This window comes from Lactobacillus gasseri ATCC 33323 = JCM 1131 (assembly GCF_000014425.1).
Taxonomy (GTDB): Bacteria; Bacillota; Bacilli; order Lactobacillales; family Lactobacillaceae; genus Lactobacillus; species Lactobacillus gasseri.
On the sequence record NC_008530.1, the window covers coordinates 729,136 to 746,036 of the forward strand.

Annotated in this window: 17 protein-coding genes; 16 read left to right on the forward strand and 1 reads right to left on the reverse strand. The window is 34.7% G+C overall.

All coding sequences use genetic code 11. The features are described 5' to 3' along the window. Positions 1–19 precede the first annotated feature (19 nt). The 6 genes from LGAS_RS03690 to recN are packed head-to-tail and all read left to right on the forward strand — an operon-like array spanning position 20 to position 5,826. Complete coding sequence (locus tag LGAS_RS03690; protein WP_003647537.1) at positions 20–868, forward strand: bifunctional methylenetetrahydrofolate dehydrogenase/methenyltetrahydrofolate cyclohydrolase; 849 nt, start codon at positions 20–22, stop codon at positions 866–868. Then, the gene (gene xseA / locus LGAS_RS03695; protein ID WP_003647536.1) at positions 858–2,228 is read left to right on the forward strand and encodes an exodeoxyribonuclease VII large subunit; all 1,371 of its coding nucleotides are present in this window, start codon (positions 858–860) and stop codon (positions 2,226–2,228) included. Before LGAS_RS03690 ends, xseA begins: the two co-directional genes overlap by 11 nt. Then, positions 2,209–2,454 carry an exodeoxyribonuclease VII small subunit gene (locus tag LGAS_RS03700; protein WP_003647535.1) on the forward strand — a complete coding sequence of 82 codons (246 nt, stop codon included), beginning with the start codon at positions 2,209–2,211 and terminating at the stop codon, positions 2,452–2,454. The genes xseA and LGAS_RS03700 overlap by 20 nt, the downstream gene beginning before the upstream one ends. Continuing rightward, positions 2,455–3,321, forward strand: coding sequence for a polyprenyl synthetase family protein (locus LGAS_RS03705; RefSeq protein ID WP_003653411.1), 867 nt, complete (start codon positions 2,455–2,457; stop codon positions 3,319–3,321). It abuts the gene before it with no gap. A gap of 3 nt (positions 3,322–3,324) precedes the next feature. Then, complete coding sequence (locus LGAS_RS03710; protein ID WP_003647533.1) at positions 3,325–4,137, forward strand: TlyA family RNA methyltransferase; 813 nt, start codon at positions 3,325–3,327, stop codon at positions 4,135–4,137. A gap of 9 nt (positions 4,138–4,146) precedes the next feature. Then, positions 4,147–5,826: a DNA repair protein RecN gene (recN, locus tag LGAS_RS03715; protein ID WP_025012231.1), complete on the forward strand. Its 1,680-nt coding sequence runs from the start codon at positions 4,147–4,149 to the stop codon at positions 5,824–5,826. Between the two features lie 59 nt (positions 5,827–5,885). Here recN and LGAS_RS03720 read toward each other — a convergent pair whose 3' ends face one another. After that, entirely contained in the window at positions 5,886–6,179 is a 294-nt protein-coding gene (locus LGAS_RS03720; RefSeq protein WP_003647532.1) for a hypothetical protein, read from the reverse strand. 159 nt (positions 6,180–6,338) lie between these two features. Here LGAS_RS03720 and gmk point away from each other — a divergent pair, with 159 nt between their 5' ends. The 10 genes from gmk to LGAS_RS03770 are packed head-to-tail and all read left to right on the forward strand — an operon-like array spanning position 6,339 to position 16,867. Next, positions 6,339–6,953, forward strand: a complete 615-nt coding sequence (gmk, locus tag LGAS_RS03725) for a guanylate kinase (protein ID WP_003647531.1) — start codon at positions 6,339–6,341, stop codon at positions 6,951–6,953. Between the two features lie 3 nt (positions 6,954–6,956). Beyond that, entirely contained in the window at positions 6,957–7,175 is a 219-nt protein-coding gene (gene rpoZ, locus LGAS_RS03730) for a DNA-directed RNA polymerase subunit omega (protein ID WP_003647530.1), read from the forward strand. Positions 7,176–7,229: 54 nt separating this feature from the next. Further along, positions 7,230–9,626: a primosomal protein N' gene (priA, locus tag LGAS_RS03735; RefSeq protein WP_003647529.1), complete on the forward strand. Its 2,397-nt coding sequence runs from the start codon at positions 7,230–7,232 to the stop codon at positions 9,624–9,626. 20 nt (positions 9,627–9,646) lie between these two features. Then, positions 9,647–10,591 carry a methionyl-tRNA formyltransferase gene (fmt, locus tag LGAS_RS03740; RefSeq protein WP_003653401.1) on the forward strand — a complete coding sequence of 315 codons (945 nt, stop codon included), beginning with the start codon at positions 9,647–9,649 and terminating at the stop codon, positions 10,589–10,591. Then, positions 10,584–11,900, forward strand: coding sequence for a 16S rRNA (cytosine(967)-C(5))-methyltransferase RsmB (rsmB, locus tag LGAS_RS03745; RefSeq protein WP_003647528.1), 1,317 nt, complete (start codon positions 10,584–10,586; stop codon positions 11,898–11,900). The genes fmt and rsmB overlap by 8 nt, the downstream gene beginning before the upstream one ends. Before the next feature lie 6 nt (positions 11,901–11,906). Continuing rightward, positions 11,907–12,659, forward strand: coding sequence for a Stp1/IreP family PP2C-type Ser/Thr phosphatase (locus LGAS_RS03750; RefSeq protein WP_003647527.1), 753 nt, complete (start codon positions 11,907–11,909; stop codon positions 12,657–12,659). Between the two features lie 2 nt (positions 12,660–12,661). Then, entirely contained in the window at positions 12,662–14,650 is a 1,989-nt protein-coding gene (gene pknB / locus LGAS_RS03755; protein WP_003647526.1) for a Stk1 family PASTA domain-containing Ser/Thr kinase, read from the forward strand. Next, complete coding sequence (gene rsgA, locus LGAS_RS03760) at positions 14,650–15,543, forward strand: ribosome small subunit-dependent GTPase A (RefSeq protein WP_003647525.1); 894 nt, start codon at positions 14,650–14,652, stop codon at positions 15,541–15,543. The genes pknB and rsgA overlap by 1 nt, the downstream gene beginning before the upstream one ends. A gap of 8 nt (positions 15,544–15,551) precedes the next feature. Further along, positions 15,552–16,202 carry a ribulose-phosphate 3-epimerase gene (gene rpe / locus LGAS_RS03765; protein WP_003647524.1) on the forward strand — a complete coding sequence of 217 codons (651 nt, stop codon included), beginning with the start codon at positions 15,552–15,554 and terminating at the stop codon, positions 16,200–16,202. Further along, positions 16,199–16,867 carry a thiamine diphosphokinase gene (locus LGAS_RS03770; protein ID WP_003647523.1) on the forward strand — a complete coding sequence of 223 codons (669 nt, stop codon included), beginning with the start codon at positions 16,199–16,201 and terminating at the stop codon, positions 16,865–16,867. Before rpe ends, LGAS_RS03770 begins: the two co-directional genes overlap by 4 nt. The last annotated feature ends 34 nt before the right edge of the window (positions 16,868–16,901 follow it).

Sequence of the window (16,901 nt, forward strand, 5' to 3'; positions counted from 1 at the left end):
TTTTTGATGAGGTGATTAGGTGAAAAAATTACTAGAAGGAAAAACTCCTGCAAATGAGATTACAGAAAATTTGAAAAAAGAAATAAAAAATTTGAAAAATGACGGAATAAATCCAACTTTATGCGTAATAGAAGTTGGAGACGATCCTGCAAGTAAAATTTATTTGCGAGTTAAAAGAAATTTAGCTAAAAAAGTAGGTATCAATGAAGTTGGATTGCATTTTCCAGCTGATACTTCTCAAGCTGAACTTCTAGGAAAGATTAAGGAACTTAATCAAGATCCAAATATTAATGGTATTATGGTTCAATTACCAGTTCCACCTCAAATTGATCCGAGAGCTATTTTTGAAACTATTGCTCCTGAAAAAGATGCTGATGGATTTTCTCCACTTAATTTAGGCCGTCTTTGGGAAGGACAAAGTGATATTATTCCAGCAACAGTTCGTAGTATTCTAACATTGATTGATTATTATGGAATTAAGATGGCCGGAAAGAATACAGTGATTATTGGTCGGAGCGTAATTGTTGGTAAGCCACTAGCTGCTGTTTTACTTGAACGAGATGCAACTGTAACTATTGCTCATTCAAAGACTAAGAATCTGGCAGATTTGACAAGAAATGCTGATGTAATCATTTCTGACGTGGGTAAAGCTCATTTAGTAACTGAAGATATGGTAAAAGATGGAGCAGTTTTGATTGATGTTGGAATGAACCGTGAAAACGGTAAATTAATGGGTGATGTAGATTTTGATACAGTAGCTCCCAAGGCTAATGCAATTACACCAGTTCCAGGAGGAGTTGGCCCATTGACAGTTGCTAGTTTAATGAAACAAGCAGTGATTTTAACGAGGAAACAGCATGGCAGATAATCCAGTTTACCTTTCTGTTAGTGATTTAAATTTTTATATTTCACAAAAATTTAAAAACGATCCTTATCTACATAAGGTTTTTTTACAGGGAGAGTTATCTAATTTTAGATTCAGAATGCATTCCCATCAATATTTTTCATTAAAGGACGATAAATCTAAAATTAATGTAGTTATGTTCCGCTCTTTTTTTGAAAAGTTAAAGTTCAAGCCTGAAGAGGGAATGAAAGTTTATGTAAGTGGTTATGTAGATGTTTATGGACCACAAGGCTCATACCAGTTTTATGCGCAAACAATGGAGCCAGCTGGATTGGGAGCTCTTTATGAACAATTAAGACAGCTACAAGAAAAACTTGCAAAAGAGGGTTTGTTTAACGAAGATCATAAAAAGCGGTTGCCACTGTTTCCAGATCGTATTGCAGTTGTAACTAGTGCTTCTGGTGCGGTTATTCACGATATTATGGTTACAGCTAACCGACGATTTCCGCATGCTGAAATTGATCTCTATCCAGCTAAAGTTCAAGGAGATGAAGCAGCCGATACTATTGTTGCTTCTCTAAAGCAGATTCAAGCGCAAGGTGATAAGTATGATGTAGTTATTATTGGGCGTGGTGGAGGATCATTAGAAGATTTGTGGCCTTTTAATGAAGAAAAGGTTGTGCGTCAAATTTATGCAATGCAAATGCCAGTTATTAGTTCTGTGGGTCATGAAACTGATACTACTTTAGCTGACTTAGTTGCCGATGCTCGTGCGGCAACACCAACAGCTGCTGCAGAATATGCAACTCCTAATTTAGCTGATGTATTAACTAAGATTGTTCAATTACGTGCTCGTCTTTATGCGGCAATGCAGGCTAATATTCGAGCTAAACGGCAGATATTAGACCGTTTGAGGAAAGCCCCAGTTCTACAAGAGCCAACTAGAATTTACGATCAACAAATTCAACAGGTTGATATGCTTAGTCATCGACTTAATCAAGCAATATCTAACCAACTTCAGCATGATCGTTCAAGTGTACGCTTGCTTCAAGAACGGTTAAAGGCGCTTAATCCTGGTCGAAGACTAGAACAACTAGAACGTGAGCGAACTTTTATAGTTGCTAATTTATTTTCAACAATGACAGCTTATCTAAAGGATCAGAGAAATAAACTAAATCGAACGATGCAGCAGCTAGATGACATTAGCCCTTTGAAGACAATTGGTCGGGGCTACGTTTATACAACGGATCAGGAAGGAAATACAGTTACTTCTGTTGATAAGTTAGAAATTGATGAAAAATTAAAGTTGCATTTCAAAGATGGTCAAGTACAAGTAAATGTAGAAAATATTCGGAGAGAAAAAGATGGCAACCAAGAAAAATAATTTTGAAGAACAATTAAATGAATTACAAGAAATTGTTAATAAGCTTGAAAGTGGTAATGTTCCTCTTGAAGATGCTTTAAACGAATTTCAAGCTGGAGTTAAGTTGAGTCGTGAACTGGAAAAGAAACTTAATGATGCCGAACAAACAGTTGCTAAATTGGTTGATAAAGATGGAAATGAAAAGACGCTCGATCCCCAAAATGCGTCAGCTCCTGAGGAAGAATAAATGAATTTAAAAGATTTTCAAAAGAAATATACACCTCAAATTGATAAATTTTTAGAGGATCACTTAGCAAGTGAAGTTGATAATCCAATTTTTAGTAAAATTATGTCATATTCAGTTATGGCTGGTGGTAAGAGATTACGACCGCTCCTTTTCTTAGCAACACTTGAGACATTGAACTATAAAATTAGTGAATCAGAATTAAGAATCGCATGCGGAATTGAATTAATCCATACTTATTCACTGATTCATGATGATTTGCCAGCAATGGACAATGATGATTACCGTCGCGGAAAGCTTACCTCTCATAAGAAATGGGGAGAAGCTGAAGCTATTTTAGCTGGGGATGCCTTGCTTCCATTAGGAATTCAATGGATTACAGAAGGTAGTAATTCAGCAGCTTTAGCTATTATAATCTCACAAGCAGTTGGTCCAAACGGAATGGTAGGTGGTCAATATCTTGATATTGATTCGACTAATAATGATTTAGTTAAAGAAAATGCTAAAGTTATTGATCAGATGGAGTGGTTAAAGACAGGCTGCTTAATTGAAGCAAGTGTTAAAATGGCAGCTGTTTATGCTGGTGCTAGCACTGATGAAGTTGATCGTCTAGATAATTTTAGTAAGCAATTTGGCAGATCTTATCAAATTTATGATGATTTAGTTGATGTAGTTGAAACAGAACAAGAAGCAGGTAAGGCTACACATAAAGATGCTGATGAAGGTAAAAACAATACCTTAACTTTACTTGGAATTGAAGCTAGCCGTAAGCAGCTTTTAAAGATGATTGAAGCGGGAAGAGCAGCTGTTAAAATCTTTAAGCAGCCTTTATTAGGGGAATTTTTTAATTTATATCAGAAGGTATTATAGTAAATGGTTAAAAAACGTGCAGATGTTTTATTATTTGAACAAGGCCTTTTTAATTCTCGCAGTCAAGCACAGAGAGCTATTATGGCGGGTTTAGTTAATGACCATAATCATCAAAGAATCGACAAGAGCGGTGAAAAGTTTCCTGAAGATGAGACTTTTCATATTAAAGATGATGGGAAAAAATATGTTTCTCGTGGTGGATTTAAATTAGAAAAGGCTTTGCAAGTATTTAATATTAACTTGAAAGATAAAATTTGCCTTGATATTGGTGCCTCAACAGGTGGATTTACCGATGTTGCCTTGCAAAATGGTGCTAAGTTAGTTTATGCCCTTGATGTTGGTTATAACCAGCTTGCATGGAAATTACGTGATAACCCGCAAGTTGTAGTTATGGAAAAACAAAATTTCCGCTATAGTAAGCCTGCTGACTTTACCGACGGACTTCCTGATTTTGCAATGACAGATGTGTCATTCATATCGTTAGATTTAATCATGCCGCCAATGTATGAGATTCTAAAAGATCATTGTGATGCTGTTTGCTTAATTAAGCCTCAATTTGAAGCTGGTCCTGAAAATGTAGGCAAGCACGGAATTGTTCATGATCACGAAGTTCACGCTAATGTTATTAAACATACAATGCAAATGGCTCAAAAGATTGGATTTAATGTTCTCGGAGTAGATTATTCACCGATTAAAGGTGGTAAAGGAAATATTGAATTTTTGATTCATTTAGGTAAAGATCTAGCAAATCCAGGACAAGATTTGTGGCAGGGAAATCCGGCTGATGTGGTTCAACGTGCAGTTAGTGGCCTTTAGGTGAGAAAAATGTTAGTTGAATTAGATATTAAAAATTTTGCAATTATTAAGACTCTTAAAGTTCGTTTTCAAGAAAAAATGACTGTCTTGATTGGAGAAACAGGTGCAGGAAAGTCGATTATTATTGATGCAGTGTCTCTCCTATTAGGAAGTCGAGCACAAAGTGAGATGATTCGCTCTGGTGAAGAAAAAGCGGTAATCACGGGCTTATTTGTGCTGAGTGAACAAAAAGAGTTAATTGAAAAATTATATGAAAAGTATGGTCTTCCATTTGAAGATGATCAATTGATAATTAGTCGAGAACTAACGCATAAGGGAAGAAATGTAGTTAGAATTAATGGTCAGCTAACAACAATTAATGTACTACGTGAAATCGGTAAAAATTTAGTTGATATTCATGGTCAAAATGATCAACAAATCTTAATGGATCCAGAACGGCAAATTGACTTGATTGATAATTATGCTAAACCTGAGTTTAAAGACGAGTTGCAAGATTATGCAGCTGATTTTGAAACATGGCGTCATCTTACTTCGCAATTGCGTAAATTAAGAGAAGATGCGCAAGAAATTGCTCAGAAACAAGATATTTTAGAATTTCAAAATAATGAGCTTGAGAGTGCCGATTTAACTGATCCAGATGAGGATGAAAAGTTAGAAGAAGAATTTAATGAATTAAATAATTATCAAAAAATTGCTGATACAGCTAATTATTTTATACAATTATATGACGATGATGAGCATGGATTAGCTACTTTACTTGGGGATGCACAAAATGCAGCAGAAGATCTAAGTAATTATGGTAAAAAATTTGAAAATTTTGCTACTAGTTTTAATGATGGCGTTTATTCATTAAACGACGCTCGTAGTGAATTATCTTCTCTAATGGATCAGATGGATTTTGACGAAGAGCGATATCAGTATGTTTCTAACCGTTTAGATACTCTGAATACTCTTAAAAAGAAATATGGACCAACTTTAGAAGATGTTTTTAAATTTGCCCAAAAAGTTAAGAGCGAACTTGGTGAATTTGAAACTGGAGATTTGGACGAAGAAAAAATTCAAAAAGAATTAGCTGATGTTGAGAAGAGACTCAGCAAGAAGGCTAAAAGACTACATAAGCAAAGAGAACAAATTGCTCGCGAGCTAGAAGAAAAGATAAAAAAAGAATTAGCTGATCTTTACATGGAAAAAGCTCGTTTTTCTATTCGAATTAATGAAACCAATTCTTTTACAAAATTAGGAACAGATCAAGTAATTTTTATGATTGCGCCAAACCCTGGTGAGTCTTTAATGCCTTTAGTCAAGATTGTGTCTGGTGGGGAGCAGTCTCGTTTAATTTTAGCTTTGAAAGCGATCTTTAGTCGTGTAGAGCCGGTTGGAACAATGATTTTTGATGAAATTGATACTGGTGTTTCTGGACGTGTTTCAGCAGCTATTGGTAAAAAAATGCATGCAATTGGTCAAGAAAAACAAGTTATTACGATAACTCATTCACCCCAAGTTGCTGCTGCTGGTGATCAACGCTACTCAGTTGTAAAACAAGTTAAAGATGGAGCAACTTATACTCAAGTTGGTCCGCTTACTCAAGAAGAAGCAATTACGGCAATTGCTCAAATGATGGCTGGTTCTGATGTAACCGATGCGGCTAAAAGAAATGCTGCTGATTTGATGGAAAGTTTTAAGAAATAAAATAAAGGACTTCTCGTATGATGTTTAAAAATTACATCACTTTAAGAAGTCCTTTATTTTTATGCTGTTTCAACATTAAAGATGTCATTTAAGTCGATAATTCTAATTATATTATTATCATAGCTATCCAGTACAAAACGTCCAGCCGATGTTCGTTTAATTAGTTGACCGATTTCTGTTTTTCCATTTTGATAAGTGAGTAAGATGTATTCTTTATGAAAGAGAGCATGCTCTAAAATTCTGATAATTTTACCTGGATCTTGTGCAAAAGTAGTAAGCTTATTAATATTATAGGTAAAGAAATAATTGTAGATTTGTTTGCTATAATTATTAAGTGATTTTAATAAATTCATATCTCATTCCTCGTATATCCCGAACTTGCGTTTGCACTATGTATTATACGAACAAATGTTTTTAATTGCAAGCAGAATTTATATCTCTTTGCGAAACTCTTGAAATTACTCGCTTTTTAGTGCAATATATTCTTGTTACTATAATTTTTAGGAGCAAAAATGGCACATCAAGGTTTATTATTAGTTCTATCTGGTCCTTCAGGTGTTGGTAAGGGGACCGTTAAAAGTGCAATGGTTAAGCAAAAAGCTTTTTCATTTGAATATTCTGTTTCAATGACGACTCGTAAGCCTCGTCCAGGTGAAGTTGATGGCAAGGATTACTATTTTGTTTCGGAAGATCGTTTTCAAGAGGCAATTAAAGATAACGAACTTTTGGAATATAATGAATATGTAGGTAATCACTACGGCACTCCTCTTGCACCTGTTCAAAAGATGCTTAAAGAGGGCAAAGATGTTTTACTTGAAATTGATGTTAATGGAGCAAAACAAGTGCGTAAGTTGATGCCAGATGGTGTTTTTATCTTTTTAACACCACCAGATTTGCACGAATTAAAGCATCGAATTGTTAACCGCGGAACCGATTCCGACAAGGTAATTGCGATGAGAATGAAGCAGGCACGTAAAGAGATCTTAATGATGGAAGATTATGATTATGCTGTAGTTAATGATACTGTTGCTAATGTGGTTGATCATATTAAATCTATTGTTGAAGCAGAACACGTGCGTGTACCGCGAGTAATTAATGATTATAGAAATATGGTTAAGGAGGATTAACAGATGAAAATTACATATCCATCTATTGATAAATTGCTGTCACGAGTGAATTCTCGTTATTCTCTTTCAGTTTTAGCTGCTAAAAGAGCTCATGAAATTCAAGCAGGCGCACCATTAGCTTTAAAGCATTATAAGTCTGACAAAGCAGTTGGCAAAGCACTTGAAGAAATTGCTGCTGGTAAAGTTACAATTGATCCTGAGCATCGTGAAGATATTGGCTAGAATCTTTTCCTTCATTGTTAAGCAATGAAGGTTTTTTAGTAGGTGATAAGTTAGATGATCGCACAAGTTAGTGTAGATGTGGCTGCTAAGCAAACTGACCGCGTGTTTGAATATCATATTCCTCAAGAACTAACTGATGTAGCAGTTGGCTCAAGAGTAGTCGTTCCCTTTGGGCGGCGAAAAGTACAGGGCTTCGTTGTTGGTATTAGTAAAACAACCTCTTATACAGGAAAATTAAAAGATTTACTTGTTGTAGTTGATGAATTGCCACCTCTTACTCCAGAATTAATTACTCTGTCTAAAACTTTAGCCGATAAAATTTTTGCGTACCGAATTACAATCCTGCAATCGATGCTGCCAAGGGTAATGAGGGCAAACTATCGAAAAATTTTAGTTCCAATTACTGAAGAAGCAAAAAAACTTAAAATTTTTAAAGGTGAACCACTTGATTTAAATGAAGTTTCAAATCTTAATACTATTATAGAAATTAAAAAGCTAATTAAAAATAATCAGGCTAAGATTGAATACCTAGTTGAAAATAAAGCAAAGAAAAAGCAAATTGCAATTTATCTTTTGACTAAAACGAAAGCAGAATATCAACAGATTTTAAAAGGACTAAGGAAAACTGCTAAAAAACAGCAGGTTTTATTGGATAATATCGTAAAAAATTATCATGAGTATCCAAAATTAGGCTCAAAAATAGTGTCTGAATTAGATGTGTCAAGTTCTGTTCTAAGAGCTGCTGTAAAAAAGGGATGGCTTGTAAAAAAAGAGCAGGAAATGTATCGTGATCCTTTAAAAGACTTTGAACCTAGAAAAAAGAAAATTCAAATTAAGTTAAATTCAGAACAAACTCATGCTTTGAATTCGATTGGAAAAAGTATTCAAAAAAGAGAAGCAAAAACTTTTCTTCTTGAGGGAATTACTGGTAGTGGTAAGACAGAAGTGTACCTTCATGCAATTAGTATTGCACTTGAACAAAAGCGGAATGCTTTAATGCTAGTTCCAGAAATTTCTCTAACTCCGCAAATGGTTAAGCAAGTAAAAGAACGTTTTGGAGATAACGTTGCAGTTTTGCATAGTGGCTTATCTGAAGGAGAAAAATATGATGAGTGGCGCAGAATTCGTCGTGGAGAAGCTCAAGTTGTAGTCGGAGCAAGAAGTGCGATCTTTGCACCTTTAAAAAATATTGGCTTAATAGTAATTGATGAAGAACATGAATCTTCCTATAAACAAAATGATACTCCTCGTTACCATGCTCGAGACGTTGCATTATTAAGAAGTAAATTTCATAAATGTCCTGTTGTTTTAGGAAGTGCTACGCCTTCTTTAGCAAGTCGTGCTCGAGCTCAAAAAGGAAGATATGAATTATTACTTTTAACTAAACGTGCCAATCAAAAAGCTTTGCCAAAAGTAGATTTGATAGATTTAAAAACAGTTGAATTTGCTGGAGCTCAGTTTGATTTGTCGATTCCTTTAGTGGATGCAATTAAAGAAAAAATAGCTAAAAAAGAGCAGGTCATTCTACTTTTAAATCGCCGAGGTTTCGCTAGTTTTATGCTTTGTCGTAATTGTGGCTTTGTCTTAAAATGTCCAAATTGTGATATTTCATTAACGCTCCATAAAGATACACAGCAGATGCAGTGCCATTATTGCGGTCATAAAGAACCGATTCCAAGAAGATGTCCAAATTGTCAAAGTGAAAAAATAAGGTTTTTAGGTACTGGAACGCAGAAAGTACAAGAAGAACTTGAGAATTTATTACCCGAAGCAAAAATTTTAAGAATGGATGTTGATACAACTAGACGTAAGGGAAGTTATAAAAAGATCCTAGATAGTTTTGGAGATCATCAAGCTGATATTTTATTAGGGACACAGATGATCGCCAAAGGACTAGATTTTCCCAATGTAACATTAGTTGGCGTAATTAATGCCGACACTGCTCTCTCGCTGCCAGATTTTAATTCTTCAGAAAAAACTTTTGATTTGCTAACGCAAGTATCAGGAAGAGCAGGAAGAGCAGAAAAAACAGGTAGGGTAATGATTCAAACTTATAATCCAGATAATTATGCGATAAAATTAGCTCAAAGTCAGGATTACGAAAGTTTTTATCAAAAAGAAATGCGGGTTAGATTTCAAGGCAATTATCCACCTTTCTTCTATACCACACTAATTACAATTACATCAAAAAATGAACAATCAGCTGCTAAAGAAGCATTTGTGATAAAAAGAAAGTTGATGCGGCATCTACATGCCCCAACAATTATTTTGGGGCCGACGCCAAGCAGCGTAGCAAAAATAAAAAATCAATATTATTACCAAATCTTGGTAAAATATAAGCATGAGCCTAAATTGCATGATTTGCTTCATCAGATTCAAGATGATGCACAATTAGCGCAAAAACGGGGTTTAAATATATATATAGATAATGAACCAGAAAGAATAATGTAATTAAGAAAGAAGTTGAATCTATGTCATCAGTTATTTTTTTAGGAACACCAAATTTTGGTAGTGTTGTTTTACAGGGCTTAATTGATCAAGGATATGATGTTAAAGCGGTAGTTACTCAACCCGATAAACGAGTAGGGCGTAAGCAAGTAGTTCATCAATCTGCTGTTAAACAAACTGCACTAAAACATAATCTTCCAGTGTACCAGCCAGCTAAGTTATCTGGATCAGATGAGCTCGCAGAATTAATGAAGATTGAACCAGATTTTATTGTAACTGCAGCTTATGGACAATTTTTGCCAACTAAATTTTTGAAGTCTGCTAAGATTGCACCAGTTAATGTTCATGGTTCACTCTTGCCTAAATATCGTGGTGGTGCACCAATTCAATACTCAGTTTTAAATGGAGATAAAGAAACTGGGGTTACAATAATGGAAATGGTTAAGAAAATGGATGCAGGAGATATATTCTCTCAAAAAGCTTTACCAATTGAAGATGATGATACCAGTGGTACTTTATTTGATAAGTTAAGTATTTTAGGTAGAGATTTACTGCTAGAAACCTTGCCTAAGTTTATTGATGGAACAGTAACACGTACTCCTCAAAATGAAGATAAAGTAGTCTTTTCTCCAAATATTTCTAAAGAACAAGAGCAAATTAAGTTAACAATGACGGCTGAACAAGCTAATAATTTGATTCGCGCCCTTAATCCGGATCCAGGTGCATATGTAATGCTTGATGGCAAGAGATTTAAGATTTGGAAGGCGAAACCTTTAGCTGAGAAGACAAGTTTTCCTGCTGGAACTTTAGTTACTAATAAAAAGAAATTTGTAATTAGCATGGCTGGTGGAAGCGAATTAGAACTACTTGAAGTTCAACCAACTGGTAAGAAAAAAATGAATATTAAGGACTACTTAAACGGCCAAGGCAGTCATTTTACAAGTGGAGAAAAGATAATCGATGAGTAATGCAAGAACAGTTGCTTTAGAAACTTTGATTAAGGTTTTTAATCAAAAGAGCTATTCTAATATTGCTTTAAATAATGAACTAGTAAAACATGAATTAAAACCAGCTGATAAAGCTTTAGCTACAAGAATTGTTTATGGAACTATTCAATATAAAATATTTTTAGAATATCAATTAAAACCACTAATTAAAACCAAATTGCGCGATAAGTTTTTAATGCCATTACTTTTAATGTCTGCATACCAATATTTTTTTCTAGAAAAAGTACCAGCAAATGCAATTTTTGATGAAGCAAATAAATTAGCTAAAAAATTTGCTAAGAAAAATAGTGGTAGCTATAAACTAGTTAACGGAATTCTACGTGCTTTAGAGCGCCAAGGAAAAGTTTTGCCAGCGCCTGATAATTTAGTTGATTATTTGAGTATCAAAGAGAGCTTTCCTAAATGGCTGGTAGAATATTTATTAGATAACTTTGGTGAAGATCAGACTAAAGAAATATTGGTGCGAAGTAATCAGCCAGCGGCTAACTCAATCAGGATGGCTGTAGAGGAAGACAAGTTTGAAGAAATCAAAGAAGCATTGAAAAAAGATGGTTTTGATTTTAAAGAATCTTGTTTAACAGCGCATAATTTGAACCTAAATAAGGGCGGAGTAGCTCAAACTAACTTGTTTAAGGATGGTAAAATTACTATTCAAGATGCGGCTGCCTCGCTTGCAGTAGATGCTTTTAAGTTTACTGGCGATGAACAGGTTTTAGATGCATGTAGTGCTCCAGGGGGAAAGACTGTTCAAATTGCAGAGAAATTAACAACTGGTAACGTAATTGCTTTAGATATTCATGAAAATAAACTAAGACTCGTCAAAAATGCTGCTAAAAGACTTCATGTTAGTGATAAAGTAAAGACAAAGGCTCTGGATGCTAGAAAAGCTCAAGAGTATTTTACAGCAGGGCAATTTGATAAAATCTTAGTAGATGCTCCTTGTTCTGGTCTCGGTTTAATAAGACGTAAGCCAGAGATTAGATGTGAAAAGTCATTAAATGATATTAAAAATTTAGCTAGAATTCAGCTGTCCATTTTAGAAAACATAAGTGGACTTTTAACTGCAGGCGGAGAGCTGGTTTATTCAACTTGCACAATTAGCCTTGAAGAAGATGAAGGAGTAGTTAATCAATTTTTGAAACTGCATCCTGATTTTGAATTAGTTCCAGTTCAAGTGGGAAAGCTTCCAAAACAAAATATGGTAAGAATTTTTCCTAGTGCAGATGGCAGTGATGGATTTTTTATTGCAAAATTAAAAAAACGAGGGTAAGTAATTTTGATTAAAACAGCGTTTGCTTCAAGCATTGGTAGAGTCCGAGAAACTAATCAGGACTTTGTAAAAGTATTTAAAAATCAAAATAATATTATTATGGGGATCGTTTGTGATGGAATGGGTGGCCATCAGGGCGGCGATGTTGCTTCAACGATGGCTGTTAGCCACTTAGGTCACAATTTTGAAAAGACAGATTTTACTGATCCTGATTTAGCTCAAAAATGGCTAACTGTACAATTGCGGTTAGAAAACGAAACTATTTTAAGCACAGCAGATCGTTTTGCTGATTTAAATGGGATGGGCACTACGATTGTTTTGGCAATTGCTTTTACCGAAAAAATCTTAATCGCTCATTTAGGAGATTCACGTTGCTATTTGTATGGCGGAAATGAATTTAAGCAAATCACTGAGGATCATTCGTTAGTTCACGAATTAGTTAAGATGGGACAAATAACTGAGCAACAAGCTAGAAATCATCCTCAAAAAAACATCATTACTGAAACATTAGGTGTTTCAAGTACTGTGAATCCTGAATTTGATATACTTGAAGTACATGCAGGTGATATTTTCCTCCTTTGTACAGATGGGTTAACAAACTCTTTAACAGATCCGCAGATTCAACAGATTCTTGCCACTAAGAATTTAAATTTAAAAGAGCGTTGCAATAAACTGATCAATGAAGCAAATCGTTTAGGCGGCGGAGATAATATCACTGTTTGTTTACTTGCCTATGTAGAAAAGGATGGTGACAAATAGCGATGGAAAAGGGCCATTTACTTGGTGGTCGCTATAAAATCATTTCTGTTCTAGGCGAAGGTGGAATGGCTAATGTTTATTTAGCTGAGGACATAATTTTGCAAAGAAAAGTTGCTGTGAAAGTATTACGGCTTAATTTGCAAAAAGATCCTCAAACTATTCAACGCTTTCAAAGAGAAGCACTTTCAACTAGTGAATTAAGTCATCCTCATATTGTTTCTATTCTTGATGTAGGAACGGAAGGAGATTGCCATTATTTGGTAATGGATTATGTTGATGGACCTGATTTAGAGGAATACATTCAACGCAATAATCCAATTCCTTTGCCTAAAGTGATTAATATCATGGATCAAATCTTGAGTGCTGTAGCTTTAGCACATAAACACAATGTGATCCATCGCGATCTAAAACCACAAAATATTTTAATGGATAAAAAGGGTAATATTAAGATTGTTGATTTTGGTATTGCAATTGCACTAAATCAAAGTACCATGACGCAAACTAATACTGCTATGGGATCAGTACATTATATGTCTCCTGAACAAGCACGCGGCAGTATGGCTACAAAACAATCTGATATCTATTCTTTGGGAATCATTTTATATAAGTTATTGACTGGAACAGTCCCTTTTACGGGAGAAAATGCGGTTGCAGTTGCCTTGAAACATTTTCAAGAAAAAACACCGTCTTTAAGAGCTAAAAATCCTTCAATTCCTCAGGCACTAGAAAACGTTGTTTTTAAAGCTACCGCTAAAGATCCGAGAGATCGATATAAAACTGTTTTAGATATGAAAGAAGATCTAGATACTTGTTTGGATCCCAAGCGTAAGAATGAGCCGGTCTATAAGCCTCAACACGACCCCGCAGCTGATGAAACTATCGTTATTCCTCCGTTAGAAGGAAGCGTCCATAATAAGGATCATGAAGTACAGGAAAAGTCAGAGCCAAAAGAAGAAAAAAAGAATTTCTTAGATAACCTAAAAGGCCATAAGTGGTGGTGGATAGGTGCTTTAATTGCATTTTGCGTGATTATGGTAATTCTCTTTTTTGCTCTTGGTAGAAAAGATATGGTAGATATTCCTAATCTTAATAAGATGACCCAAACAGAAGCTAAAAACACTTTGAATTCTTCAGGTTTAGAACTTGGAAAAATTAGCTATGAATATTCTGATACTGTGCCTAAAGGAAAAGTGATTAGAACTAAGCCTCCAATTGGTTCGCAAATAAAAGATGGGCAAAAAGTAAATCTAATTATTTCTAAGGGCCCTCATCTTGTCGAGATGCCTAATGTAATTGGTGAATCATATACAGTTGCTAAAAAACAATTAGTTAAATTAGGTTTTTCGGTTGCTAAAACTGAAGAATATTCTAGCAGCCCTAAGAATCAAGTTAATGCTCAAGATGTTGAGCCTGGCCAGCAAATTAATCCTGATAAAGCAACTGTAACTTTGTTAGTTTCTAAAGGACCTTCTTCGGCGAGTAGTACCCGATCTAGAAGACATACAGTAAAGTTAAGAGATATTGTAGGCTATTCTTTAAAGGGTGCCCAAGATTACGCTCGTGAGAATCATTTAACACTTAAAGTTGAAGAAGAAGATTCAGATGATAAGAATGATGGAACTGTCTTACGTCAATCGCCAGAATCGGGTACTGACGTAAGTTCAGGCTCTACCTTGACTGTCGTAGTAGCTAAGTCTAAAAAGGCGGATGCAAGCAGTAGCTCAAGTAGCTCTACTACAACTACGACGGTTACTAAGTCATACACCATAAATTATCCAGCAGATTCTAGTCAAGCTAACTCGCAAAAGACGCCTGATCATATTCAAGTTTATGTTTCTGATGATGACCATTCGATTAATAATATTTATCGTGATATGAATATTACTTCTGAGCAAAGTTTTACAGTTCCTTTTAAATTAACCAAGAAAAATGGACATATAAAAATATTAAGAAATGGCAACACTATTTTAGATGAGGACGTTAATAAGTAATGAATAAAGCACAGGGAACTATTGTTAGCGCTATTTCTGGTTATTACGACGTTGAAATTGAGAACGAAGTAGTTAGAACTAGGGCACGTGGAGTTTTTAGAGATCGTAAGCAAAAGCCATTGGTAGGTGATAGAGTAGTAGTTCAATTAGATAATCAAGGGATGAATTACTTAATAGAAATACTACCTCGAACCAATGAGATTGGACGTCCTGCAGTTGCCAATGTATCAAAAGTATTATTAGTCATTTCAGCAGTCGAACCAGATTTTTCGCTTGAATTGCTAGATAGATATCTAACCTTTTTTGCTTGGAAAAATGTGGGAGTAGTCATTTATTTATCAAAAGCTGATATTACGCCTACTGAAAAATTAAAAGCAATCAAATGTAAGTTAGATTATTATCAAAAAATTGGCTATTCTGTTTTTGAAGATGCAGAAGAATTAGAACGTCAATTGCCTACTATGATTCAAAAAGATCAAATTTGGACTTTAGCAGGGCAATCTGGAGCAGGAAAGTCAACTTTGCTGAATAAGCTGGAAAACGAGGCAAATCAAGAGACAGGTGCAATTTCAACAGCTTTAAACCGTGGTAAGCATACAACAAGACAAGTTAAACTTTTTAAATATTCATCTGGGTTTATTGCAGACACTCCTGGATTTTCAGCAATTGACTTATTCAAAATTAAAGTTGATGAACTAGAAAATTATTTTTATGATTTAAAAGATGCAAGCGTTAAGTGCAAGTTTAGACGATGCCAGCATATAAAAGAGCCTGGTTGTGAGGTTAAAAAATTGATTGAAGAAGGAAAAATAGCTAAAAGTCGCTATGATTCCTATTTAAAGATTAGACAGGAAATTTCTGAAAACAGAATGCCTGAGTATTTAAAGAAATAGGTGAAAAAATGATAGCACCATCAATCTTAAATGCAGATAATATGCATTTAAGTCGTGATATTAAAGCAGCCATTGAGAGTGGCATTGAAAGGTTCCATATTGATATAATGGACGGCCATTTTGTTCCTAATTTATCTTATGGTCCAGAATTAGTAAAAGATTTTAAGCGTTCATTTCCTTTTACTAAGGCGGAAATCCATCTAATGAGTAATAATTTAGATACTACATTGCCGCTTTTCGTTGAAGCTGGAGCTGATATTCTAGAGTTTCATTATGAAGCCACAAATAAGCCTGATTACTGGTTAGATTATCTAAAAGACCATAATGTTCGTTGCGGAATGGCAATTAATCCTTCGACACCAGTTAATAAATTAAAGCCCTTTTTAAACAAATTAGACCAAGTTCTACTAATGACTGTGAAACCAGGTTTTGGTGGTCAGAAGTTTGAAGAAGCAGCAGTTGAACGTTTGGCTGAACTTCAAGATATGATTAAAGATGAAAATCTGGATTTACCAATTGAGGTAGATGGCGGACTAGATCGTGAAACTTTAAAATTAACGCGCGATGCTGGGGCTAAAATTTTTGTCGCTGGATCTTATATTTTTAAAAATGGCAGTATTGAAGATCAAGTAATCAAGTTGAAAAAAGAAGATAAATGAAAGCAATTGCATTATTAGGTGGCCCAAAAGAAGAATGGCCGCAAAATTTAGCCAATAAAATAAAATTAGCACAAAAAAAAGGCGCCCTAATTATGGCTAGTGACCGGGGCAGCCTTTTTTTGTTAGAACTAGGGATAGTTCCTGATGTTGCATTAGGAGATTATGATTCATTAACTAATCATGAAAGACAATTAGTGGAGAGTAAAGTAAAAGATATGCGCTACTCAAATCCTGTTAAGGATTTTACAGACTCAGAAATGCTGTATTATGCCGCATTTATTGATTATCGGGTCGATGATCTAATTGTATATGGTGCTACAGGTGGAAGATTAGATCATTTTTTAGTTAATATGTATGCTGTGTTAAAAGCTCCTTTTGACCAATTTAAGGAACAAATTAAGTTTGTTGATAAACAAAATATTGTGCGCTTTTTTGGTAAAGGAAGACATCTAATTTCTTATAATTCTGACTACAAATATTTGGGAATCGGGACTTTAACAGAGGTAAAAGATTTTAGTATTAGAGATGCTAAGTATGATTTAGCTCCGGTTGATTTGAAGGTGCCAACTATGTATTCTTCAAATGAATATTTACGTCAGCAAGCAGTAACAGTTTCTTGTAAATTGGGTGTTTTAATTGTAATTAATAGCCGAGATAAAAAATAAAAGGGATCAAGAATTAACTTGATCCCTTTTATTT